Below are 24529 nucleotides of genomic sequence, written 5' to 3' on the forward strand. Positions count from 1 at the left end.
TTTAACCTTTACCCTTTTCCCCCTCTTGCAAAAAGCGCTTTTGCAAGAGGTCTATTATGCAATTTTACAAATTGACCAAGCTCCTGCTCATATTAGCAGTGCAATAAATTGGCCAGAAAATATTATTCCTCTACTTCAACCACCTCATTCTCCCGAACTGAACCCGATTGAGAGGCTTTGGCAGTTCCTCAAGAAGTCGCTCAAAAATGAATTATTTTCTTCTATACAAAACTTGCGCGATCGCATACAGCAATTGTTCAATCAACTTACATTCGAGCAGGTAATTTCTGTTTCCTCTTATAACTTTATTTTAGAAGCCCTTTTCTATGCAGCTTCATATTAAATTGGTATTACGACCCAAGCTAAGTTTCCACTGTCGGACTTTTGCATTATTTCTATTTCTTGCCCTAGCTGTATTAATAAATTTCTAATAAGCTAATATTTAGCATTGGTTAACGCGGTAGTTCTTTCGCTTAAGTAGAACATCTGGAAAAAACCAAACTATGTTAATAAAGGTTAAGTAAACTAAAACCCTCTTCCCTCCTGCCTCCTGCCTTCTCCCAAGGGGAGACGCTAAAAGCGATCTGCCTCCTGCCTAAACCTGATGATAAATATTCACACCGGCCTACTTACACCCCTATCCCCTTATACCCTTACACCCAGAGCAACAACATGTGGAAGTAGGTACTTCAATCGCTTATAACTCAAATCCACCAACTTCGGACCCGCACTACCCGTACCCAGCAGCGTAGGGCATATACAAAGATACACCCGCCGATGGATTTTTAGTACATAATTTGGAGCATGGTGGGGTGACTATTAGCTACAACCCGAAGCAAATTAAAGATCAAGATAAGTTCAAAAATCAAAGCAGATTCCTATAGGTGATATTTGTTTGCGTCACAGCTTAGTTATCAGTTGTGATTTTTCACTTTGGAATCATGACTGAATAGCTTCATTTGGGGAATTACGGGTTAACAGACCATCTTCCATTTCGACGATGCGATCGGCTATATCTAAAATGCGGTTGTCGTGTGTCACTAATAAGATGGTAGTTCCCTGATTTTTGGCCAGGCTCTGCATTATTTCCACGACATCGCGTCCTGATTGCTTGTCTAATGCAGCTGTTGGTTCGTCTGCTAGAACCAATGGGGGACGATTTACTAAGGCCCGAGCGATCGCAATTCTTTGTTTTTGTCCACCAGAAAGATTATCAGGGTAGTAATCAACTCGTTCTTCTAACCCAACAGACCCCAGCATAGCTTTTGATTTAGCCATTGCTTCTGTTTGAGAAATATTATCATTCAGTTCTACCGCCATTTGCACATTTTGCTTGGCAGTCAAAAAGCCTAGCAAATTGTGAGCTTGGAAAATATAACCAATGTTGCGTCGCATCTGCACCAGTTTGTTTTGACTGACGCCAACGAGTTCTTCACCTAAAAATTTTAAACTTCCTTCTTGTACAGACCGCAAACCACCAATTAAGCTCAGTAATGTTGTTTTACCTGAACCTGATGGCCCGGTCATAATTACAATTTCACCTGGATAAATTTCTAGATTGATGTCAAATAATATCTGTTTTCTCAGTGACCCTTTGCCATAGTAGTGGTTGAGAGTTTTAATGGCAATTACAGGTTCTTTTGCTATCATATTTTTGTTAGTTATAAATTAGTAGTTTTGAGATTAAACTGTAGTAAATGCAAGAAATTAAGGTTTCTTGATTATTAATTGTAAAATAGATTTACCAAGGACATCTTTTAATTAATATTGAATTAATTAAAAGATATCTGCTGGATCAGCAGAACGTAATTTTCTAACTGCGATCGCACCAGAGATAATGCACATTAGCATAGTTAAAATCAACACCATTACGGCACGCTCAAAACTCATGAAAACTGGTAAAAGTGTTGCACTTCTGGCGCTATTATACATAAATAAAGCAAAAACTATTCCAGGCAAATATCCTAACACTGCTAACAGCAAAGCTTCTTGAAGAATGACGGTTAATAAATAATTTTGTGTATAACCTATTGCTTTGAGAGTAGCGTATTCAGATAAATGGTCTGCAACTTCTGTATAAAGAATTTGATAAACAATCACAGTCCCCACAATGAAACCCATGACAGTCCCTAATGTGAAAATAAATCCAATAGCTGTACTATTTGCCCAATAATTCCGCTCAAAATCGATAAATTCTTGCTTAGTTAAAACATTTACCTCACTAGGTAAATATTTTCGTAACTCTTGGGCTACAACTGTAGAATTTGCTCCTGGCTTTAATCTAATCAAACCAATATCAATTAATCCTCGTTGACGATTGTTGAATATTCGTAAAAAGTTAATATCACTTGTAATTAAATTACCATCTGCACCAAATGATGCACCTAATGTAAATAGACCTTCTACTTTAATTCGCCGTCTTCGCACTTCTGCGGTTACAGTCTTTCCTTGATCATAATTAGCAGCAATTGGCCCATATTCTACCCTAGAAGAACGGTCATATAAAACTACATCAGGCAGTTTTAGTTTATTTAAATTTTCCTGAACTCCAGGTAAGTTAACTATGTTAGTTTCTGGGTTCATTCCAAATATCAGAATACTACGAGGGCGACCTGTTTCAGGATTTTTCCAAATTGTAAAGTCCAGATATATCGGATGTACTGATTGGACTGCGGGTAACTCTAAAGCTTTATATAACCGTCTTTGAGAAAAGCTCCTCATCGCCAAAACAGCACTGGATTGACTATTGATTAAAACAATATCACCCTGCAAGCTGTTATGAAATCTAACGTTACTATAATACAAAGCATCCCGAAAACCGAGTTGCATAAACATTAAAATATCAGCAAAAGAAATTCCTGCCAAAGCCACAGCTAAACGAGTTTTTTCTCTTGTCAGTTGTAGCCACGACAGAGGTATTTTTTTATTCATTTTATAGGCATCCAGGCACAGTGATAATAATTCGTAATTCGTAATTGACTGTTGCTATTGATTTAAACCCCCAGTATTAGTTAAAATTTGAAGTTTGCCACTCAATTCGGGCAAGATAGTATCGAATTTATAGAATGCTTAAACTCCATTAAGCAGCCTATTGAAGAATATTTATCATCCAAAGTATCAAATAATAAATTGGTATTACTGCTCGCCAATAACTTGATTAGTTGTTAATTTCGACAACAACTTTAGCGTAAGTCAAACCAGAAACTTTCTCGCTATCTTCTGGAGACAGAGCAATTTTTACTTCTACTACTCTGGCATCTACATCTGCTGCTGGATCTGTATTCAGCACATCTTTTTTACCAATTTTTCTACCAACTTCAGTGACAGTTCCCTTCAATTCACCGCTAAATGCTCCATTATCGCTATTGATAATGGCATTTTGACCAATACGCACTTTTCCAATACTGTCTTCGGCGACTTCAGCAATCACAAACATTTGGCTGGTTTGTCCAATTTCAGCAATACCATTTGCCCCTATGGCTTCGCCTGACTTGGTGTAAACCTTTAAAATCTCTCCAGCGATTGGTGCTTGAACGTAGCTCAATCTCAGTTCTGATTCGGCTTTTCGAACATTTGCGAGGGCGTTACTAACTTGGGCTTGCGCTACTTGTACATCGGTAGGGCTAACGTCCAGAATTCTGCTCAGTTTGGCCTTTTCTTCATCGATTTGTCTTTGCAAAGTTGCTACGGTTTTATCGCGGTTAACTTTGGCTTCGATTAGCTGCTGTTGCAAAATGGCTATATTTTGGATTTGGTTAGCTCTAGCCTCAGCAAGTTGCTGTCGTAGAGTTGCCAATGTCTGCTTTAGCGTAGCTTGGCTTTCAACAACCTGTTGATTAGAAGTTACTGCACTCAAGCGTCTTCTGTCGCGCTCTTGCTGAGAAATCGCACCTTCTCTGTATAAAAAATCATAGCGTCCGGCATCGACTTGAGCATTGCGCTGTTCGGCTTGAATACGGGCAATTGTCGCTCTTAGAGTATCTCTTTGCCCACTAAGTTCAGCTTCTAGGCGATTCACGCTTGCTTGTTGAACGAGTTTTTCCCCACTTAACTGAGCTGCAATCCGAGTAATCATCGCTTGCCCTGCATTCCTTTCGCCAATTAACTGTGCTTGTAGGCGAGCAATAACTGCTCTTTGGGCTTGAATATCTCTTGGAGATCCGGCCCTAACTTGCGCTAAATTCGCACGGGCTTCTTGCACTTTGGCTTTTGCCTCTTCTAGCCCGGCTATTTGGGTATCGCGGTTGTCCAAAATTGCCACAATTTGGCCTTGCTTTACCTGTTCACCTTCTCTTACCAGAAGTTGCTGAATTCGTGATGATGGTGCTAATCCTGATGATGGGGCGGACAATTTAACAACTTCGCCTCGCGGTTCCAAACGCCCTACAGCACTAACGCTATTGGTAGATGGCATTACGGGTACGGATGTAGTTAATTTTCTCAGCTGCTCGATTTTAGCTGTACCTAGTATCCCAGCGGCGATTACTATTGGGACAGCTACAGCGATACCCCACCAAATCTTAGGTTGTTCTTGATTAAATGCCTGCTCACTTGGCTTTGGCTTTTCAGTCACCCTTGACATAGTATGTTGCCCGTTTACCTGAATTGTGCTGATGGAAGTAAAAATAAAAAGGTTTTTAATCAACAGCCAGCCGCTTAGGACAAACAACAGTGGTTTAAAGCTGGGTATGGCTTAAAAATCCATTGCGTGATGAACGCTTAACACTATGGCTTTACAAAATGGTGTTTTCTATAGCGGTCACTCGTACCCTGCGGTAAGCCGCTATGCGTCTATGTATGCAATAAACTGACCTCACTTCCATTCCTAAAAGGAGAGAGGCTTTGAGGCTTACTCCGTAACACTAGTAGGAAAGGGGCTATTCTTGTTAGGTCTGTATTGAAACCGAGAAGCGCTATAGTAGCTGGCTATTCAATAACTCTGAGTATTATTGAGACATGAGTGCAATGGGAGTGAACAGAATTCGCAAGCAGTATGAATCTAGATGTAGAGACGCGGTATCTCACGTCTCTACACAAAATCTAAAATTGGTATGATGCGGTACTTTACTGCTACATTCACTACGGCTACAGTTAGTCACAAAATTGAAAAGAAACATCAAAAATAGACTGTTGCCTTTGCTGGATACAATCTTGCTACAAAAGTTAGTCTTCCTTAAGTCAATAAATGATTAACTAACTAAAAAAATTTGTCAACTTGAGTATTCCTGACATTAGAGTTTCCTTAACTTTCTGGTCAATGAGTTAGCAGAGCTAGTTGCTTAGCACCTACCAAGACAACAAACCATTTTGTGATATTCGCTTCAAAGACCTTACTACTCTCTTTGTTGCTGTTTTGGGACTCCATTAAACTCTCGTTGAATGAATTCTACATTTATCCGTTACGCGAAAACGTAACAGAGCCTACAGATGAGGGAGATAGGGGAGATGAGGGAGATAATTAACTAATTTTGGGGGTTTAAGTTGCATAGCAACTAGCAGAGGCAAGTTTTGTGGTTCGTTATTACGAATTACGAATTACGAATTACGAATTACGAATTATTTTAAGTTGGGAGGTCGAATAAAACTGTGGTCATGTAATTTTCTGCCCAAGCTGGGCCAAAGGCTTTTTCTAGTACGCGGCGGGTTTTATCGTTTTGCTGCTGTTTGGTACAGTAGTTATACTGTCCGGCGAGATTTTGCGTGACTTGTTCAGATGAAACAGGATGTGAGGCGATCGCTTGGGTACAATGAATGTCTAAAAATTGATGCACACGCGAGAGAAACATTGTTTCTTCTTCTGAGGAACTGGGGCGCACAAAGATGCAAAAATCCGAAAAAATATTTCCCCATTCTGGTAATTCACGGGGTTGGGAAAAGTTAAGCACTGGTAGCTGTGCTAGTTCAGAACTATAAGATTCTGGTAAGGTGCGCTCTAATTGGATAGGAGAAAGGTCTGCGATCGCTGCACTAATTTGACCTCTACCCCCAACTAAATCGCAACCAAACATCGGCAGGTTGTATTCTGGACGGGGAAACATAACGCAGTGCAAAATATCCAGCATATTTCCGATTTTTGCCAGTTCCAAGTGCATTTTCCGAAACTGGGGCGTTTGATAGCAGCGATTTTCGATCGTCAGTTTTTCGCCTTCTAGTCTACCTTCCACATACCCCAACTCATCAGGCAAATGGTAGGGCGATAGATCCAGGTGCTGATGCCAAGCTGCTTCAATGCAATCAGCTAGCTGACGAATTAGGGGATGTTGTTGCTCACGCAGCGAGGGCATAGAAGTAAATGACATATTCTAGTTGGGAATGCGAAAGAGGAAAACAGACGCGGAAATAAACATACCCTTCGGGTTCACCAGTCGCCTGCGGAGGGAAACCCTCCCGCAGCGCTGATTCACCATTTCAAATGGCGCAAGAGCGCAAGAAGCTCGGAAATTATGCGTGACTTCCGCCTTGCGTACTAGTGGCCAGTCTACAACCTGTTGTGCCACAACTGTTGTGGACTGCAATATAAGCAAACACTTGCACCCAGCGAACGTAAATTTATAAGACAGATACTTTTCACAAGGATTATTTATTTTGTAGTCTAGGTTACAGAAATATTTTTAGATTAGCCCATTTGTTAAGGTTAATAGAAAGCTATGAAACTAGATTCTCATAGACCAGATTTTGCTGTGCAAGCAAGAAGGCAGAATCTGGAAGGTTTGCAGCGGTTAAGGGCTTCTACTTGGGTAAAGCTTTTGCTACTTCCCAACCCCTTTAGTTTTGACGAAGCACTTTTATTGTGTCCGGTTTCAGCGGATGAGTGGCTAGCCTGGGTTCCAGATCATGGAGAGGCAATACTCAAGATCGGGCAATTTAGTTATTAGTCATTGGTCATTGGTCATTGGTCATTGGTTAATAACTTTGAACAAAAGACTATTGCCAGAAATCAGTGGCATCGTATCCTAGTTCCGCTAGCATCTGCCGTAGCAGGGGTAAACTGAGTCCAATTACATTGCTGTGACAGCCTTCAATTTTTTCCACGAAGAAACTACCAAAACCTTCAATGGCAAAGGCTCCAGCACACTTGAGGGGTTCACCTGTGGCAACATAAGCTTTAATGGCGCGATCGCTCATTTGAGCAAAGTAAACTCTTGTAACTTGAGACTTGACTAAAGTACGGTTTTGGTCGATGTCAATTAAGGCGTGTCCTGTGTATAAGTCGCCAAAGTTACCTTGCATTATCTGCCAACGAGCGATCGCTTCTGAAGCGTCTGCTGGTTTGCCGTAAATTTCACCATTGATGGACAAAACCGAATCACAACCCATAATTAAAGCTGATTCAAACTGCGGGGCTACAGTTTCTGCCTTGTACTGGGCAAGAGTTTTGACCAATTGTGCTGGTTCACTTAATTCAATTTGCGACTCATCAAAATCACTTGCTCGAACTATCGGTTCAATACCAACAGTTTGCAACAAGCGGCGTCTGGCTGGGGAAGCGGAGGCAAGTACAAAAGGTGGAATTTTCATAATATTTCTGACAAACTTAGTAATTAGGAATTGGGCATGGGGGACTAAACACTGGGCATTAGTAATTCAGTTTCTTCCTATCCCCTATTCCCCATTCCCCATTCCCTAATCAATAAACAGAAAAAGAATTTACAACCTCATCAATCATTCGTTTAACTTTCGGCCAGCGTTTTTCAGGAATTGACGCGTTGAGGGTAAAAACTTTACCACGGCTAACAGCGACGCTGGCGATGTTGTGTCGTTGCTGTTGATTGGGCAGTTTAACCTCATACTCTAAAAGGTAGTATGTTTTACCGTCTACTTCTCGCTGTGCGGCATTGACTAATTCAGCCGAACGACCAGAGTCAGGAGGCGCAAGAGCCGCTTTTCCTAATTTGTATCCTACTTCTGTTGGGGTTCCCAATTCTGACAAAGTTTTGCCTTCTGGAACTGGGCTAATTACAACCGAAACATTTTCAGATACCTCAATCAAATCGTGGAAAACCACATCTGGCCCATTGGCAACTTTAACTTGCAGCCAGCCGTTAGGATATAAAAACTGATAGCCATCATTAGTATCTACAAAGCTTTTGAGTCCAGCAGCAGCCGCTACATCAGAATTACTCAGGCTGAAGCTCAACACCAATAGCAAAATTAATATAATTCGTTTCCACATTTTTACAGGTTCCTTTGGGCTGGAGACAATACCAGGCTTGCATCATTTCTCGTTATTATTCTCCCACCAACCGGGACGCTTCGGATGACGCATTATATGGGGAGAGATAAATGCCCAAAATCGGCAGATACTCCCTGGTGTATTGCAAGTGGTGTGGAATGTGTAAGCGTAGGTTATCGTAGACATCGCCTACCCACCTCGGAATGAATTCCAAGGATTATCAAGAAAAGCAGATAGCGTAGCGGTAGCGTAGCGGTAGCGTTGCAACCCTACCCGCCTCGGAATGAATTCCAAGGCTAATAGCTCAAGTCAGATCAATCTGACTGGAAGATTTTTAACGAGCGCGGGAATACTAGACACAGTATCCATCAAAAACAGCACGAAAATGGCTCTGTGGCGACTTTACTATCATCTTATTTGGGCGACAAAAGAGCGACAGCCACTAATTACCCCCGAACGCGAAACCCAACTTTATCGAAAATTTGGGTTAAAAACCCCCTCATAAAGGACGGCTTTGTGATAGGCTCAACTATGTACCGAGGGACATCCGGGAATTTAAGTCTGTGGAGCGAACATAAGACCAGAAAACCTTCGGGGTAGAGGCAGTTGCTATGAAACAGAAATCTAAGTCGTGAGTCTTAGAGAATCCTTGTGCCTTTAGGTCAAGGAGTATGTCAAAGTTACATCATTGGCAAAGCCAATGCACTTGGTAGCATTGTCCATGCTGTGGGCGGCATAGAAAACCACATCCATTTAGTGGCTTCTATACCACCGAGATTTTCTATCTCTGATTTTGTCCAAAATCTTAAAGGCAGTAGCGCTCATCATCTCAATCATTTCTCCCCCTCACAAGATTTGTTTGGCTGGCAACGCGGATATGGCGTTTTTTCAATGGGAAGCAAACAACTTGAGCAAGCTGTTGTGTATGTAGAGAATCAGAAAGCGCATCATTCCAATGGAACTACAATTTCGTCTTTGGAACGGCATAATCATGAAGATGATGGCCCAAAACTCACGCAGCTAAACCAATGAATTCCATTAATCTTCACGTTCATTAAACCGTAGTCAGCTTAAGCTGACTTGAGCTATAAGCCTCAGAATTCATTCTGAGGCGGACTTGTTGTCAAGCCAAGATTCCACAATTATTCAAAAACTCTCCAATCTTGCGCCGGAACCATCACCCGCCATCAGCCAAGATTCCGCAATTATTCAAAAACGTAATCTCCAATCTCGCGCCGGAACCATCACCCGCCATCAGCCAAGATTCCACAATTATTCAAATACATAATTTCCAATCTCGCACCAGAACCATCACCCGCCATAGGTTAGAAACCTACGGCTAATAGCTCAAGTCATCTCAAAGATGACTCAAGAAAAGTTAAATAAATTAAAGGCTAATTAAAGATACAAAAAACCCCGACTTGATAGCCGAGGTAGATGGGAGAAGTCCAAATGTCGATGGGATATACCAATGCCGAAATCTTTTTTTCTTAGCTAACACCAGTTAGATAGTTAAGTTTGGTCTTTGCTAAGTTATGTAAATAAATTTAACAATAATATTACAAATAGTCAACTAGACTTGACAAAAAAAGACTCATGTATTTTATAAGCAGTACTTATCAGCGACAGTATGGGATTATTTTTGAAGGTGTGGTAGGTGAAGTAGCAAAAATGCAACAGTTACTGGCTAAGATAGTGAGATGAAAATGAGAACCGATCTGCTGTAGAGAGTAAAAAACTGAGCGATTAGCTGCATAAATCAAGGTAGTCGGAATTAAACCAAAGATTTGAGAAGCTAGCTACCAGATCACCAAAGTCTTTACAATTCCCTTGTTAGCTCAAAAAGTATTTCTCGACCTATGACGAATCAAGCTCCTATCCCGGTTATTGTCAACGGTGCTGCTGGTAAAATGGGCCGTGAGGTAGTTAAGGCGGTGGCGCAAGCGCCTGACTTAAACCTAGTGGGTGCAATTGACTACAGTTTGGAACATCAAGATAAAGACGCTGGAGAGTTGGCAGGTTTAAGCGAACCCCTGGAAGTGCCGATTACCAATCAATTAGAACCGATGTTGGGGTATGTGGCTGGCGACAGACAGTCTCCTCCAGGAGTGATTATAGACTTTACCCATCCCGATTCAGTTTATGACAATATTCGTAGTGCGATCGCTTACGGTATTCGTCCTGTAGTCGGCACCACTGGGTTAAGTCCAGAACAAATTCAAGACTTGGCAGACTTTGCCGAGAAGGCTAGCACTGGTTGTCTAATTATTCCTAATTTTTCCATTGGGATGGTACTGTTGCAACAAGCCGCGATCGCAGCCTCTAAATATTTTGACCATGTGGAAATTATCGAACTGCATCACAACCAAAAAGCTGATGCTCCCAGTGGTACTGCCATTCAAACGGCGCAGTTACTAGGAGAATTGGGTAAAACTTTTAACCCTGCTCTTGTAGAAGAAACGGAGAAATTACCAGGAGCCAGAGGCAGTCTAGCAGATGAAGGAATTAGAATTCATAGCGTGCGCTTGCCAGGATTGATTGCCCATCAGGAAGTTATTTTTGGCGCAGCAGGACAGATTTATACTTTACGACATGATACGAGCGATCGCGCTTGTTATATGCCAGGAGTGCTACTAGCGATTCGCAAGGTCTTAGCGCTAAAGTCGTTAGTATATGGATTAGAAAAGATACTTTAAACTTCAAACACACTATTGGGCATTTATCACTCAGCACTCATGTTAGTACCACTGACTCGTCAAAAATTTGAACAAGTTGTTCCCTTAATTGCCACTGGTTTACAGTACAAGTACTACTGGGGGAAGTTCTCAAATTTTTTGCAACGGCTGTTAATTTCTGTAGTTGCCGTAGTTTTTATATTGATTGTGACAGTCGTTTTTAGGCTTGAGTTTGCTTCAATAGAATTTGTGTTAGGGATAGTTAGCGCTTTTTTCTGGCTGTGGTATCCAGTGTTTCAAGCAAGTATGCGGAATTTACAATGCCGCCGTTATAAGTACGGCGGCTTTTTCCGTGGTCGAGTCCTAGATTGGTGGATTACAGACCAGCTGATGGGTAAAACCGAAACAGTCAACAGCAAAGGCGAATTGGTGATTATAGAAAACCGAGAAAAACAGATTAACTTAGAGGTGGGTGATGAAACGGGATTCAGCGTTGAGTTTGTAGCACCATTGCGTTCTGCCTACAAAGTTATTACTCGCGGTCAAATTGCAGAAATGGTAGTTATGTCAAATCGCGCAGATTTGAGCAGTATTGAAGAATTCAGTGATATATACTTTCCTAGCCGTGACTTGTGGGTTAGCGATTATCCTTATTTACGGCGAGATTTCTTTAACGAAGTTGGTCGTCGCTTGCGTGAAGACCAACAACAAAAGCCGCGTCGGCGGCGTCGTAGTACAGAAGACTAATCAATCGTTTTGGAAGGCAGGGGAGGCAGGGGAGGCAGGGGGAGAAAAAATTGGATAGTGAGGTTGGATGCAGGAATTGAGTAATTTAATTCTTGGATGTCCCTAACAAAAATATCGGTATCTTCAGTATTTTAAAATAGTATTTAGTATAAAGGGTACGATAAAGCCGACGCTCCTAACTCCCACGGTTTCTATCTTGTCCATAGGCTTGCCAAGCCAATTCTACTAATCCATCAACGATCGCAGCTGCTACAACTGCATTACCTTTGCGACTGTCAATTATAATATGAGGCACTAGAGAATCTTGTAAGCGCCCTTTCGCTTCATCAACATTAACAAATCCGACTGGAGTCGCAATTATCAAAGCAGGTCTAATTTCCTCAGCTTCGATTAAATCCACTAGTGCTGTTAGTGCTGTTTGCGCTTGACCCACCACAAAAATACCTTCTGGATAGCGTTTTGCTAAGGTTTCTATTCCCCATGCTGCCCGAGTTTTTTCTTTTTGAGGGCGTGTCACAGCTTCCATACTGCAATACACCGGATTGGCAAAGGTGTTTTGAATCTCAGATGCAATACCTACTTGCACCATTGGGACATCTACTACAATCGTTGTACGCGCGGCTAGTGCTGCTGCTCCTGCTTGCAAGGCACGCTCAGAGAAACGAATCAAAGACTTATACTCAAAGTCTGCTGTATAGTATATCACCCGACGCACAATCTCATACTCTGCTGGTGAAAAGACATGATTATCAATTTCACCATCAATGATTGCTAAACTTTGAGCATCAGTTACGTGCCATTCCATTTTTGTTGAGCTTCTCAAATATTAGCTTTCAGCTTATCAGCTTCAGAGAGTTAGGAGCTAGGAGTTATAAGTTAATTAAAAACTTATAACTCCCAACTCAGCACTCATAACTCATTACTGGAAGAAGGCCGACTGAAAACAGGAGATAGGTAGGCAACCAAGACGCCAATAAGAAACCCAGAGATATTGCGAACTAGAGGTAACCAGTCGCTGGTGCGTGTCACCACTGGCCCAATGCCAAAGGCAAGAAACAAGATTCCCCACAAAGGTGAGAAAATTAAAGCCCATTGCCAAGCAAAAACTTGTCCTTTCTCGCGGGGTTGAGCTGCAAATCCACAAATCACCCCGCCAATCACTGAGGTAATCAAGGTGAGAATCCATTGCTCTCGTGGCAGTCCGGGGACTACGTTGCAACCACCTTTGAGCAAACAGCCTTTAACAGATTCTAAGGCTTGCAGAATGGCTTGGTCTTCGCCTTGTTCGCGAACAAAGTACAAATTACCGAAGCGGGTTTGCAGTTCTATCCAGAACGTCCGGGGTAAAAGTTCATAAACAGCATCGCCGACGCTAAAGCTGAGGATGTTACCGCCACGAGAATCGGCAACTAGAAGAATGCTTTTGTCATCCAACCCCCAATATTTTATGACTGCCCGACCTGGGGTGCGGTCATACTGGGTCAACACTCGCAGTTTCCAGCCCGTATCAGCTTCAAACTGCTCTAAATCTTTGACAAGCTTTTCTTCTTGTAGCACAGGAAGAGATTTTGCTAAGTCTACAACTGGGGTAAAGGTGCTAGGAAGTAACTCAGGATTGTCATAAGCCAGCGCTGGGGGAGAATGCATGACCCAAATTGACCCAGCCAGGAAAAACACTGCAACAGATATGAGAATTCGTCGCCAAAAACAAGATTGCATGGACGTTTTTATACAAATATCAACGCTAGAAGTGAACAAGTTGTTTTAAAAGAGTACTGGAAAAGTGATAGTTCTTTACACTTGTTTACTTTACTCTAATCTAAGGGATCAAAGCAAAGCGTTTTTAGGGAGTGTGGATTGGGGAGTGATATTCGTGAGACTTTGATACATCTCCAAGTGTAAGCATTTCTAACGCCGCATCTAAATATACCCTTAGAAAATTTTTCAGCATTACCCTTGACTCTCCAGTGTACTGGAGCATTCAAGATGAAATTAGTTAGCGTCATTTAGTCATTGGAGTAGTCAGATGGAGAATACCACACTCAAACTGCGCGGCATGAGTTGTGCCTCTTGTGCCAGCAGCATTGAAGACGCGATTAATTCTGTCCCCGGTGTCAATGAATGTATCGTGAATTTTGGAGCAGAACAGGCAACAGTTAAATATGATCCTAGAAGAACTGATTTAGAAGCCATTCAAGAGGCGGTAGATGCAGCAGGTTATTCTGCTTACCCACTCCAAGAAAGCGCGTTTGATTCGCAATGGACAAGAAGTAGATGTCCCAATAGAAGAAGTAATTATTGGAGATGTGATACTGGTTCGCCCTGGTGAGAAAATTCCTGTTGACGGGGAAGTTATTGAGGGAGCATCCAAAATTGATGAAGGGATGGTGACAGGGGAAAGTGTACCCATCAAAAAGCAACCAGGCGATGAGGTGATTGGAGCTACCATCAACAAAACTGGGAGTTTCAAGTTTCGGGCGACACGAGTCGGAAGTGATACAGTGCTGGCGCAGATTGTCCAATTAGTACAGCAAGCACAGGGTTCTAAAGCTCCAATTCAGAGATTAGCAGACCAAGTAACTGGATGGTTTGTACCTGCGGTGATTGCGATCGCCATCCTTACCTTTATCATTTGGTTTAATTTTACAGGCAACGTTACTTTGGCGCTGATCACCACAGTTGGGGTACTAATTATCGCCTGTCCTTGTGCGCTGGGTTTAGCCACACCAACTTCTGTAATGGTGGGAACTGGTAAAGGTGCGGAAAATGGCATTTTAATTAAAGGTGCTGAAAGCTTAGAACTAGCGCACAAAATCCAAACAATCGTGCTAGATAAAACTGGAACCATCACTCAGGGTAAACCAACAGTCACCGATTTTGTCACCGTTAATGGTACTGCTAATGGCAACGAAATGAGGTTGGTGCAACTTACAGCAGATGTGGAACGCAATTCTGAACATCCATTAGCAGAAGCTGTTGTCAGATATGCCCAATCTCAAGTAGAGACGCGATTAATCGCGTCTCTACAAGTCAAGGAATTTGAGGCAATTACAGGCAGTGGTGTACAAGGTATAGTTTCTGATCAGCTTGTACAAATTGGTACACAACGATGGATGTCAGAATTAGGCATTGACACCAAATCCTTACAACAAGATAAAGAACGTTTGGAGTATTTGGGCAAAACTGCAATTTGGATCGCGGTTGATGGGCAAATTCAGGGATTGATGGGTATTTCTGATGCCATCAAACCCACCTCCATACAGGCAATTCGGGCTTTGCAAAAACTGGGTTTAGAAGTTGTGATGCTCACAGGAGATAATCGCCGCACCGCAGAAACCATAGCTCGTGAAGTTGGTATCGAGCGCGTCTTGGCAGAAGTCCGCCCCGATCAAAAAGCCGCTACAGTGCAGAAATTACAATCAGAAGGAAAGATTGTAGCAATGGTTGGTGATGGTATTAATGATGCACCAGCCCTAGCCCAAGCCGATGTGGGAATGGCAATTGGCACTGGGACAGATGTAGCGATCGCAGCTAGTGACATCACACTCATCTCCGGTGACTTGCGAAGTATTGTTACTGCCATTCAACTCAGCCGCGCTACGATTCGTAACATCCGGCAAAACTTATTTTTTGCTTTCATTTACAACGTTGCCGGCATTCCAATCGCCGCTGGTATTCTCTTCCCCATCTTCGGTTGGTTGCTTAACCCGATCATTGCCGGTGCAGCAATGGCATTTAGTTCGGTTTCAGTTGTGACAAATGCCCTACGTCTGCGGAAATTTCAAGCTAAAGCAGTAGTATAAGGAGGTAGCAAATGTTAAGTAAAGTTATTATTGGCACTATAGCAAGCTTGGGATTAGCATTCAGTGTTGCTTCAGATCAAGTAGTTGCACAGATGAATCATGAAATGCCAACTACCGAGCGATGGCTACGCCCGCCGCAGGCATCGCAGACAACTCAGTTCCGCCGTATTGAACAACCATTCTGGGTAAAAGGTGCAGTTACAACAGTCGGCTTTGGGTTAATCGGACTAGAAATTTGGTGGTTTCTCTTGAGTAAACCAAAGTCGCAAAAAGCCGAAGCCCATGATGGTATTCAAGAAGTTGGCATTACTGTAGATGGAGGCTACGAACCTAGTAGAATTCTAGTCAATGCAGGTCAAAGAGTCCGCTTGAATTTCCTACGCCGTGACCCTAGTAGTTGTCTTGAAGAAATACGGCTACCTGATTTCCAGATTGCCAAAGATTTACCTCTCAATCAGGTTACATCAATTGAGTTCACACCCGACAAAGCAGGTACTTATACCTTCAACTGCGGTATGAATATGTTCCGAGGAGTTATAGAAGTTCAATCTACTGACTCCACTGCAAAAGCAACTCCAGTAACGACTACTCAACAGAGCCAAGCAGAGCTTTCTTTGCCTACAAAGTCAGCAACAAAAGCAGTGAAAACACCAGAAGGTACTCAAGAAGCGACTGTTACGGTTGAAAAGGGTTACAAACCGGAACGAGTAATTGTAGAGGTAGGACAACTAGTCAGATTGGACTTCCAACGTCACAACTTGAGCAAGTGCTTTGATAAGTTGCTCATGCCGGACTTTGACTTAGCCATTGACCTTCTTCCTAACCAAACCACTTCAGTAGAGTTTACTCCTAAGTATCCTGGTGAATATGAGTTCACCTGCGGCATGAAAATGTATCGTGGTGTTGTGGAAGTCAAGCCTGCCACATAATCAAGTAGCAAGATGATCCTGTTCTCACTTGACTCTCCAGTTAACTGGAGAGTCTAAGATAAGGTAAATACATTTATCTAGCATGAGAGCAGCTAAGTATGTTAGTCCAAGAAGCGCCAAAACTCATTGGTAATGTTGCCAAGTTTAGCGGTGTACCAATTAAAACTATCCGCTACTATGAGGAGCTAGGTTTACTCAGGTCATTAGGGAGAACCGAGGGTGGATTTAGATTATTTAACTCTGATGTTTTGGAGCGACTTCACTTTATTAAACGTGCCCAAAGCCTGGGATTGACCTTATCAGAAATTAAGGAATTTTTGAATGTTCACGACAGAGGTGAATTACCATGCGTACATATAAAAGCTAAACTGCAAGATAAGATAACAGTTATCGATGAACAAATTCAGCAATTACTCATTCTGAAGCAAGAATTATCAGGATTAGTTTCTGGTTGGGAAACAATACCTGACAATCCTGAACAAACAATTTGTCCTATTATTGAAAAAAAATAAACAATCTAGCCGTTCATTTTATTTTTTATCCCCACATCGACGGATGAAGTTAATGTGCTGATTTTTTATGAATTCAATTAATGATTTATCAAATAAATTAGTTATTTTTTTTGATTTTACCTATTGACTCTCCCGTAAGCTGGAGAATTTAAACTAATTTAAGTTGAGGAGATTAATTGTATATCTACTCAATGATTTTCATGAAATTAGTTATTTTCAATAATTAATTCAACACAATTATTAAAAAATGGAGCAAAATCAATGAATCGATTTGTGAATGCAATTGCTATAGCTACTACTTTGATACTGGCTCAAAGCTGCTCCCAATCTGAAGAAAAACCAATATCTATTAATACACATCAGCATGAGGAGCGTTTAATGAGTAGGAGCCATAATGGAGAAAATTCAACAAGTGCGACTAGTCATGATGAGAAGAAAGCATTGACTCAGGCAAGACTCAAAGTTCCAAGCATCATTACCCCCAATAAAAGTATTCCGATATTGATTGATGTTCAAGATTCGGATGGGAAAGCAATCGCAAATTTTGACACTTTCCAAGAAAAGCTAATGCACCTCATTCTTGTCAGTGACAATCTTCAGTTTTTCAGTCATCTTCATCCCACATATACGGAAAATGGGCAATTTGAAGTTGCAGCCCGTTTTCCGCAAGCAGGTGGTTACACATTTTTTAGTGACTACAAACCTGCTGGTCAAATAGAACAAGTCTCAGTATTGAAAACACAAGTTTCTGGAAACAGTATTGCTGCTCCAGAAATTGACCTAAATCGCAGTAAAACTTTCAATGATACTAAAGTCAATCTCGCTGTTTCTGAACCCACCGTGAAAGCAGGTAAAGAAGTCACTTTAATGTTTAAATTACAAGATGCTTCTAACAATCGACCGCTTACAGACTTGCAGCCTTACTTGGGAGAAAGAGGGCATTTAGTCATCTTACGGCAGTCAACTCCATTGAAAGCAGAAGATTACGTTCATGCCCATGCGCTAAAAGATACCCCTACTGGACAGGTTCATTTTATGACTAGCTTTCCTCAACCAGGAAAGTATAAGCTCTGGGGTCAGTTCAATCGCAATGGCAAAATCATCACAGCTGATTTTTGGATAAATGCTGTTTAATTTAGCTGATATTTTATCAGTAAAATGCGATCGCCCTGATTCTAGGTTGACAAAAATTCCAAGTCACTGCATCAGAACTATATTCTGATGCGAGAGTTACCCTTACCTTTTTGGCTAAACCATTAGTTTTATTTATATTTAAGTTCCCTAGGAGGGTTTTAAAAAATGTATTAAAGAATAGGGTTTTGAGTCAATCTTCGTCATCAAAATTGGTTTCCCAGCTAGCGGCGTCGCTGTAACCGTCATTAGCTCGGTATACTTCTGCTTGAACCCGGCGATTTTCTTGCCTGAGCACTTCTCGTTCTCGCAGCGTTAGTGGTGGTTTTTCATTGCTTGGCAAGCGCTCGCCTGTTCGCCTTGAGGGTTTTTGGCGTGTGAAGTTTCTCCAAGCAGCTTTCGCGCCAACAAAGATGCTGCGTGTACCTACTTGCAGATTTTGAGCCTGAATTCTTGCACTATCAAGGCTTTGATCAACTTGTTTTACGACTTGATTAGCACTTTTTACACCTTTACTTACATCATCAGTTAAATCGGTGATTTCCAAACCAGTTACACGAATAGCTTCTAGAGTAGGCGGTAGTTCTCGTGAGAGTGTATCAAATAGCTTTTCTGCACTCCGAGCAGCGCGTGCTAACTCCTGCAAAGCCGGTATTGCCGCCACTAATACCGCAGTCAAACTTGCGGCGACTAAGAGTAAGGAAAGTCCCAACCAAAACAGGGGGTCAATCACGGTTATGTCATTTATGAGCGTTCTAATTGCTGGGGAAGAGGATCTGAGTCTTCAACAGATGTTTGCCGCTTCAAGACTTGGCTTTCTCTTTGACTGGCATCTACACCTGCTGCGATCGCTTCCCGTAATCTATCTAAAGTCTCATCCCAGTTTCGTAGTGCGCTAGCAGAGAGACGATCTGCCTGAATTTGTACACTCGTTGATAAATCTTCTGCCAATTCTGGGATAGCATTGGCAGATTTTTTCAAAATTTTACGCGTTTCGCGCCCTGTGCGGGGAGCCACTAGCAAACCGGTCAAAGCACCGATGGTAGCTCCCAGCATCAAACCGCCAAAAAATACTCCAGAACGGTTATTAGACATCTTGTTGTTTCTCTCCTTACACCTATTTTAGGTGGGTTTTTTCTCCTTGCAAGACTCCACCGATTTTATTCAGTTAATCTATCGTGACAAAATATCAGCTAAAAATGTTGCTTTTATTCATTAATTATCAAAATCATTAATTACTTATAATTCAAAACTCCCCGCGTCCCCATCTCACCGTAATCCCCGCGTCCCTGTGTCAGCCCTAATTATAAATGTTCATGTGAACTTGACATAACTCATTTTGCAACAGTTCTTTTCCCTGGTATTAACTCTAGCCTACGAAAATAACGCTGCCAGATTTGCTGTCCTAGTAAAAGTAGACTGATAATTTGCCGCACTTGTTGGATTTGCATTTGTAGCACTTGATTTTTCTGCCGTAAGTTATAAAAATTATCCTGGCTGAGATAAATAATTTCAGGTGCTTTATTCAGTGCTGCATGAGTACAACTTTCATAGGTGGTTAACCTATCTGCTATAAATGCTAGCTGCTGCTTGAGTTGGCACATTCGCCAAGCCACATAGAGTAGTGTCAGCGAAATGAGTGTGTTAACGAGGATAACTAAAATTACCATTGTTTATCTTCACCAATATTAGCTTTAAGGAATTGTTCTATATACTGTACTTGGCTCTTAATTTAATGATGAAGAAACTAAAGGATAAAAATTATGCTATGAAGTACAGCCGGGATTATAGCAACAAAGAACAGTTAGGTGATGCTCTGAGCGTTATTGAAAGGCATTACTCGGTGAAAATTAGTCTAACAAAGGCTGATGCCTAAAAAATCGCCAAATCGCCAATTTTGTAACGGCTATATGCCCACACCTTGCAAAACCACAGCTACAATTGCCTTAGATTCACGACTCGGTTTGCGAAATCAACCCGTATGCTCAATAAGCCCCAGCATTACTACGTTCCACTCCTTAACCCGACTATCCTAGTCAATTTGCGACCTTTGTGACATGGAAGCACGATAGCATAGCCTCTTGTGAGAGAACTACACTACACTCTTGGAGGCTCCCCAGCATCACCTTTATTATTGTGCTTTTACCTCTACCAGTTTTCTATTCTGTCGAGTGAAGTTAACTAACATTTTGCCTGCAAAAACCTCACTAATAGTCTGCCAACCCAAAAATGCTGGATGAAGATTGGGTAAAGGTTAAAGGTTAAAGGAGAAGTATAAGACACCTTTCCCTTTTACCCCGCCAATTTTTCTTGGCGGACTACTAGGGGTTCCCCAAGCAAAAATTACTGGAGTGCGTTGGGGAAAGGGAAAGTGAGAAAGGAGAAAGTCTATTAATTCCTCTTTCTTTAAGAAGGCTTGCTCTAATTCCTTCCTGAAAAAGGAGGTATAGAGATGATCAAGCCTCAACCCAAGCGTATTGCCTTTAATTTCTTCCTTATTAAAGGTTTTCCCTAGTATTTCACTAATCCGTTACTGATAATGATTATTTTTTCTATATATCTAGTAAGAGGTGAGGATGTCAAAAAAACTACCATCAACTAATTTCTTCCGAGCCATTTTTGTTGCTTTGACGATTGGATTTGTTGGGTGTGGAAATCAAGCTGCTAGAACTACATTCATTCAAACTTCCACCCAGGTAAATGAGAATCTACCGCAAGTGGTAGCAACGACAAGTATATTATGTGACTTAACCAAACAAATTGCCGGGAATACAGTAAACCTCACCTGCTTAATTGATCCTAGTGCCAATCCTCATGTTTATAAACCCAAGCCTGAAGATCGTAGAGCCATTGAGCAAGCTAATCTTATTCTCTATAGTGGCTACAATTTAGAACCAAATCTGATCAAATTAATTAAAGCGATTAAAAACACTGCACCGAAAATAGCCGTCGGTCAACTTGCGGTGTCTAAGCCACAGAAATTTCAGAAAGGCGGCAAGAATCTAACTAATCCTCATCTTTGGCACAATACTAAAAATGCTATCAGGATGGTGGAGGTAATTAATAGTAACCTGAGAAAATTAGAACCTAACGATGCAGAGGCTTATACGAACAATACCAAAAGAATTACAAATGAACTATCTCAATTAGATAGGTGGATTAAGTCAAGAATTGCCAGTATTCCTGCTAAAGAACGCAAGTTAGTTACAACCTCTGATGCACTTAGTTATTATGCCAAAGCATACGGGATTCCATTAGCAGGGGGATTACAAGGTATTAGTACTGACGAAAACCTGACAAATACAAGAGTGAAAAACTTGGTTACAAATATTAAACGGGCTAAAGTATCAACAATTTTTCCCACGGCGGCAATTAACCCTAATTTGCTTCAATCTGTAGCAAGACTTGCTGAAGTGAAAATTTCTGATCGGAAGTTGTATGCTGAGGGGCTTGGTGAAACAGGAAGCGATGCGGACACTTATCAGAAAATGATGATTGCCAATACACGCACAATTGTAGAAGGGTTAGGAGGGACGTATTTAATGTTTCAAGCGAAAGCTGCTAAGTAATTCTAACCTCTATTTATGAATCTGATAAACCGAAGTCTTTTAGAGTCAATAAAATTCGGTTTATCAGCCTATTTTGTCAAGACAAAAATTGAATGCTATTTGTCTTTTATTCTGATATCAATAACAGTTGCATTGAAGTTATAGTTAAAACCTTCCAACTCAAATGGCATTCCAATTTTAACTTTACTATTACCCAGAACTGGGCCATTCTGAGTTACCTGGGCTTTGCCATCTAAAGTCAAAAGCAAATCTGTACTAAAATTGTTAGATTTGGGATCTGGTAATTCTTTAACAGTGCCATCAGGTTGGAAAACATTGACCGTTCTAGGTAGCTGTTGAATGGATTTAATCTTAATCTCTCCGTAGGGTTGATTGCGGATAATCACATTAGTTTTTCCGCCTTTTGTTAATCCGTTATTCAATAATTGTTCAGGATCACGGACATTCAAACCACGAACTAATAAGTCTACTTCTATGGGTACTGTTTTCGTACCCACTTGGGCAACAGAACCTGAAGTGCCAGGAAAGACAAAGATGCCGAATATAACTAGCAAAATTACCAGCACAGCACCTAAATCTAAGAGGTTGATTTTGCCAAACAAGCGACCTTTTGAATCTAAAATAGCCATAAAAACTTTTCCCAGGTAATAGCGAAGTAATTGATTGTAGCAAGAAGTTTTGCGATGGGAAAGGCAATTTTCCCTACTTGGTAATAACTCAAAGCGGCTGGGTGTTGCGGTTATGCGACAGTTTATCACGAGTTTGTGCGGCAGCTAAACCTTAAATTTGTGCCCGTTAAGACTGACGCACCCAAAAAGTAATATCTAATGTTTAAGCCTATCTCTAGAGGGAATCATTAACCCACCACAATTCGGTAGATTTGCGTAAGCATTAGCTGTATCACAGTTCCTTTGACCTTGAGTTAAGAATGCAACTTTGAATACTCTAAATTCGTCTCATAATTTGTGCCATTATTTTATGTTCTCCCGAAATAATTTTCAGAGCGTATTATGTTCAATTGGAAAGGTTTTGTTGTAAATTACCGTGTGTGGCGGCGTCGCTGGCTTTATCCTCTAATTTCAGTGGTAGTCGCCCTGAGTCTGTGCCTTAGTACACCTTTGCCTGGAAGAACTTTAGACTTCTTGCCTCTTATATTGCAGGGAGTCCAAGTACTTCAGCTTTCTAATATATCCGATCGCCAGGAAACTGATATTGGCAAGCAGATTAATCAGCAAATACTGGGGAGCCAAGTCAAACTTTACCGGAATTCTGAAGTTAATCGCTATGTAGAACAAATTGGTCGGCGTTTAGTAGCTAGTAGCGATCGCCCTAAGCTTCCTTTTACCTTCCAAGTAGTTGATGATGATGCTATTAATGCCTTTGCAACTTTAGGAGGTTATGTATATGTCCACACAGGTTTGCTGAAAGCCGCAGATAATGAAGCAGAACTCGCAAGTGTGATTGCCCATGAAATTGGTCACATTGGCGGGAAACACCTGGTTAAACAGATGCGGCAAAAAGCGATCGCTAGTGGTTTAGCAACAGCAACTGGTTTAGATCGTAATATAGCCGTGGGCATTGGTGTAGACCTTGCCTTGAATCGTCCCCGCAGTCGTCAAGATGAATTTGATGCCGATCAAAGAGGACTACGAACTTTGGCACGCGCTGGTTATGCCCAGTCTGGAATGGTTACTTTTATGCAAAAGCTGCTGAAAAAGGGTGGTTCTGTCCCGACATTTTTGAGTACGCACCCCGGAACCAGCGATCGCATTGAGGGCCTCAGACGTGCAATTAACTCTCAACCTAGTAAAGGAAATGATGGCTTAGATAAAGCTAGCTATCAAGCTAATATTCGACCATTAGTGAGGTCTTGAAGGCATTGGGTATTGGGCATTAGGTCAATAATCATAGTTCTTCTCCCCCTGCCTCCCCTGCCTCCCCTGCTCCCCCTGCTCCCCCTGCTCCCTCATCTCCCTCATCTCGAATATTGCTCAATTCTTATTGCGGCGATCGACTTTGATTTTAGCTGGATCAACTCTAATTACTACATCTTCTAAGGGCAGGGTACGGAGATAGTCTTTAAAAATATTAACTTGATAAACTAGGTTATTCGTGACATCCAATCCAGTTAACCAGCCACTTCGGGGATGATAAGCGCCAGTATCTATGTCTAGCCATCCCTGCCCTTGTGCCAGTTTACCAGGAGAAACACCCGGCAGAGTAAAAGTAATAGTGTGACCAATGATAATAAGCTTATCTGGAAAGTAGGGTTTTTCAATGCTATGAAATTCCTCTCGTATCCAGCACAGTTGATCGGCAGTTTGTTCTGCTACCGATCTGTAAGGGTCAACGCCAGCATGAGTTAACCAAATATCCCCCAAGTCGATATATGTAGGCAAACTCTTGAACCAATCCAGATGGTCATCAGGGATTGACGCCTCATGGTAACTGGCTACGGTAGCTTGCCCCCCGCTGTACAACCATGCTTGCATAGTCGGGGAGGAGGTTCTTTCATTGGTCAGAATGTTTAATAACATCTGCTCATGATTTCCCAGCAAACATGAGTAGTTATTTCGCTTGACAAAATTAACTACTTGTGAACTATGAGGCCCACGATCAATTAAGTCTCCCAGAAAATAGATTTGATCGTCTGACGTGGGGGCGATCGCCTCCAACAATGTCATCAAACCTTCATAGTGTCCATGCACATCCCCAATTACAATTCGTCTGGGGCTAGTTTCGCTCATTGTCTCTTAGCTTCAATAGTTTGGCTAATACTTCTGCTACAGTTTAAGCTGTCTGGTTTCCGTAATAGAAGGTAAAAATACTGAATAAGTTTTATTTTAATTTAATTATTATCTCAAAAATAAAATTAATTTATGATGGCAATGGGTGGAAATGCGTAATCTTGAGTGGTAAGAAAGAAAATCAGCAAATTTCATTCACGTTGTTAGCTTAGAATTTAAGCTGTTGCTGTATTGCTCACTTTC

Annotated in this window: 26 protein-coding genes and 1 pseudogene; 13 read left to right on the plus strand and 14 right to left on the minus strand. The window is 41.5% G+C overall.

Annotated elements, in window-relative coordinates:
• The coding region (locus tag VB740_RS21755) for a transposase (protein ID WP_323201993.1) at positions 1-343 on the plus strand (343 nt) is incomplete at its 5' end.
• A gap of 412 nt (positions 344-755) precedes the next feature.
• Positions 756-884, plus strand: a complete 129-nt coding sequence (locus tag VB740_RS36835) for a DUF3105 domain-containing protein (protein WP_416290380.1) — start codon at positions 756-758, stop codon at positions 882-884.
• Between the two features lie 55 nt (positions 885-939).
• Here the strand turns inward: VB740_RS36835 and VB740_RS21760 are convergent, their stop codons facing one another.
• The 4 genes from VB740_RS21760 to VB740_RS21775 form a co-directional block, all read right to left on the minus strand.
• A complete protein-coding gene (locus tag VB740_RS21760; protein ID WP_323201994.1) occupies positions 940-1650 on the minus strand; it encodes a DevA family ABC transporter ATP-binding protein in 711 nt (236 codons plus the stop codon).
• Positions 1651-1776: 126 nt separating this feature from the next.
• A complete protein-coding gene (devC, locus tag VB740_RS21765) occupies positions 1777-2931 on the minus strand; it encodes an ABC transporter permease DevC (RefSeq protein WP_323201995.1) in 1155 nt (384 codons plus the stop codon).
• Positions 2932-3157: 226 nt separating this feature from the next.
• Positions 3158-4582: an HlyD family efflux transporter periplasmic adaptor subunit gene (locus VB740_RS21770; protein ID WP_323201996.1), complete on the minus strand. Its 1425-nt coding sequence runs from the start codon at positions 4580-4582 to the stop codon at positions 3158-3160.
• Between the two features lie 979 nt (positions 4583-5561).
• Complete coding sequence (locus tag VB740_RS21775; RefSeq protein ID WP_323201997.1) at positions 5562-6299, minus strand: phycocyanobilin:ferredoxin oxidoreductase; 738 nt, start codon at positions 6297-6299, stop codon at positions 5562-5564.
• Positions 6300-6647: 348 nt separating this feature from the next.
• On the opposite strand from VB740_RS21775, the gene VB740_RS21780 reads away from it, so the two are divergent.
• Entirely contained in the window at positions 6648-6875 is a 228-nt protein-coding gene (locus VB740_RS21780; protein ID WP_323201998.1) for a hypothetical protein, read from the plus strand.
• A 49-nt stretch (positions 6876-6924) separates the two neighbouring features.
• Here VB740_RS21780 and VB740_RS21785 read toward each other — a convergent pair whose 3' ends face one another.
• From VB740_RS21785 to VB740_RS21795, 3 genes are all read right to left on the minus strand, one after another.
• Positions 6925-7518: a nucleoside triphosphate pyrophosphatase gene (locus VB740_RS21785; protein ID WP_323201999.1), complete on the minus strand. Its 594-nt coding sequence runs from the start codon at positions 7516-7518 to the stop codon at positions 6925-6927.
• Between the two features lie 109 nt (positions 7519-7627).
• On the minus strand, positions 7628-8173 hold the full coding sequence (psbP, locus tag VB740_RS21790; RefSeq protein ID WP_323202000.1) for a photosystem II reaction center PsbP: 546 nt from the start codon (positions 8171-8173) through the stop codon (positions 7628-7630).
• Positions 8174-8215: 42 nt separating this feature from the next.
• On the minus strand, positions 8216-8359 hold the full coding sequence (locus VB740_RS21795; RefSeq protein WP_323202001.1) for a hypothetical protein: 144 nt from the start codon (positions 8357-8359) through the stop codon (positions 8216-8218).
• A 465-nt stretch (positions 8360-8824) separates the two neighbouring features.
• Between VB740_RS21795 and VB740_RS21805 the strand changes: the two genes are divergently transcribed.
• From VB740_RS21805 to VB740_RS21820, 4 genes are all read left to right on the plus strand, one after another.
• Positions 8825-9205, plus strand: coding sequence for an IS200/IS605 family transposase (locus VB740_RS21805; RefSeq protein ID WP_416290364.1), 381 nt, complete (start codon positions 8825-8827; stop codon positions 9203-9205).
• Between the two features lie 88 nt (positions 9206-9293).
• Positions 9294-9461, plus strand: coding sequence for a hypothetical protein (locus VB740_RS21810; RefSeq protein WP_323202002.1), 168 nt, complete (start codon positions 9294-9296; stop codon positions 9459-9461).
• Positions 9462-10032: 571 nt separating this feature from the next.
• Positions 10033-10869, plus strand: a complete 837-nt coding sequence (gene dapB, locus VB740_RS21815) for a 4-hydroxy-tetrahydrodipicolinate reductase (protein ID WP_323202003.1) — start codon at positions 10033-10035, stop codon at positions 10867-10869.
• 39 nt (positions 10870-10908) lie between these two features.
• Complete coding sequence (locus tag VB740_RS21820; protein WP_323202004.1) at positions 10909-11595, plus strand: phosphate ABC transporter permease; 687 nt, start codon at positions 10909-10911, stop codon at positions 11593-11595.
• Between the two features lie 175 nt (positions 11596-11770).
• Here the strand turns inward: VB740_RS21820 and VB740_RS21825 are convergent, their stop codons facing one another.
• Together VB740_RS21825 and VB740_RS21830 are read right to left on the minus strand one after the other, a co-directional pair.
• Positions 11771-12400 carry a precorrin-8X methylmutase gene (locus VB740_RS21825; RefSeq protein ID WP_323202005.1) on the minus strand — a complete coding sequence of 210 codons (630 nt, stop codon included), beginning with the start codon at positions 12398-12400 and terminating at the stop codon, positions 11771-11773.
• Positions 12401-12504: 104 nt separating this feature from the next.
• Complete coding sequence (locus VB740_RS21830) at positions 12505-13314, minus strand: TPM domain-containing protein (protein ID WP_323202006.1); 810 nt, start codon at positions 13312-13314, stop codon at positions 12505-12507.
• A gap of 307 nt (positions 13315-13621) precedes the next feature.
• Here VB740_RS21830 and VB740_RS21835 point away from each other — a divergent pair.
• From VB740_RS21835 to VB740_RS21850, 4 genes and pseudogenes are all read left to right on the plus strand, one after another.
• Positions 13622-15398, plus strand: a pseudogene (locus tag VB740_RS21835) (heavy metal translocating P-type ATPase).
• A gap of 11 nt (positions 15399-15409) precedes the next feature.
• Positions 15410-16327: a cupredoxin domain-containing protein gene (locus tag VB740_RS21840; protein WP_323202007.1), complete on the plus strand. Its 918-nt coding sequence runs from the start codon at positions 15410-15412 to the stop codon at positions 16325-16327.
• Between the two features lie 98 nt (positions 16328-16425).
• Positions 16426-16839, plus strand: a complete 414-nt coding sequence (locus VB740_RS21845; RefSeq protein ID WP_323202008.1) for a heavy metal-responsive transcriptional regulator — start codon at positions 16426-16428, stop codon at positions 16837-16839.
• Positions 16840-17100: 261 nt separating this feature from the next.
• Positions 17101-17973, plus strand: coding sequence for a hypothetical protein (locus VB740_RS21850; protein ID WP_323202009.1), 873 nt, complete (start codon positions 17101-17103; stop codon positions 17971-17973).
• Positions 17974-18163: 190 nt separating this feature from the next.
• On the opposite strand, the gene VB740_RS21855 is transcribed toward VB740_RS21850, so the two are convergent.
• The 3 genes from VB740_RS21855 to VB740_RS21865 all read right to left on the minus strand — a co-directional run bounded on the left by VB740_RS21855 (position 18164) and on the right by VB740_RS21865 (position 19640).
• On the minus strand, positions 18164-18703 hold the full coding sequence (locus VB740_RS21855) for a DUF948 domain-containing protein (protein ID WP_323202010.1): 540 nt from the start codon (positions 18701-18703) through the stop codon (positions 18164-18166).
• Positions 18704-18714: 11 nt separating this feature from the next.
• Positions 18715-19065, minus strand: a complete 351-nt coding sequence (locus VB740_RS21860; protein WP_229484176.1) for a YtxH domain-containing protein — start codon at positions 19063-19065, stop codon at positions 18715-18717.
• 239 nt (positions 19066-19304) lie between these two features.
• Positions 19305-19640, minus strand: a complete 336-nt coding sequence (locus VB740_RS21865; protein ID WP_323202011.1) for a hypothetical protein — start codon at positions 19638-19640, stop codon at positions 19305-19307.
• 906 nt (positions 19641-20546) lie between these two features.
• Between VB740_RS21865 and VB740_RS21870 the strand changes: the two genes are divergently transcribed.
• Positions 20547-21539 (plus strand): metal ABC transporter solute-binding protein, Zn/Mn family, encoded by a 993-nt coding sequence (locus VB740_RS21870; protein WP_323202012.1) that lies wholly within the window; start codon positions 20547-20549, stop codon positions 21537-21539.
• A 95-nt stretch (positions 21540-21634) separates the two neighbouring features.
• Here the strand turns inward: VB740_RS21870 and VB740_RS21875 are convergent, their stop codons facing one another.
• Positions 21635-22168: a DUF4330 domain-containing protein gene (locus VB740_RS21875; RefSeq protein WP_323202013.1), complete on the minus strand. Its 534-nt coding sequence runs from the start codon at positions 22166-22168 to the stop codon at positions 21635-21637.
• 381 nt (positions 22169-22549) lie between these two features.
• On the opposite strand from VB740_RS21875, the gene VB740_RS21880 reads away from it, so the two are divergent.
• Positions 22550-23413, plus strand: a complete 864-nt coding sequence (locus tag VB740_RS21880; RefSeq protein ID WP_323202014.1) for a M48 family metallopeptidase — start codon at positions 22550-22552, stop codon at positions 23411-23413.
• Between the two features lie 117 nt (positions 23414-23530).
• Here the strand turns inward: VB740_RS21880 and VB740_RS21885 are convergent, their stop codons facing one another.
• Positions 23531-24286 carry a metallophosphoesterase family protein gene (locus tag VB740_RS21885; protein WP_323202015.1) on the minus strand — a complete coding sequence of 252 codons (756 nt, stop codon included), beginning with the start codon at positions 24284-24286 and terminating at the stop codon, positions 23531-23533.
• Positions 24287-24529: the final 243 nt, after the last annotated feature.

This window comes from Nostoc sp. UHCC 0251, assembly GCF_034932245.1.
Taxonomy (GTDB): Bacteria; Cyanobacteriota; Cyanobacteriia; order Cyanobacteriales; family Nostocaceae; genus Nostoc.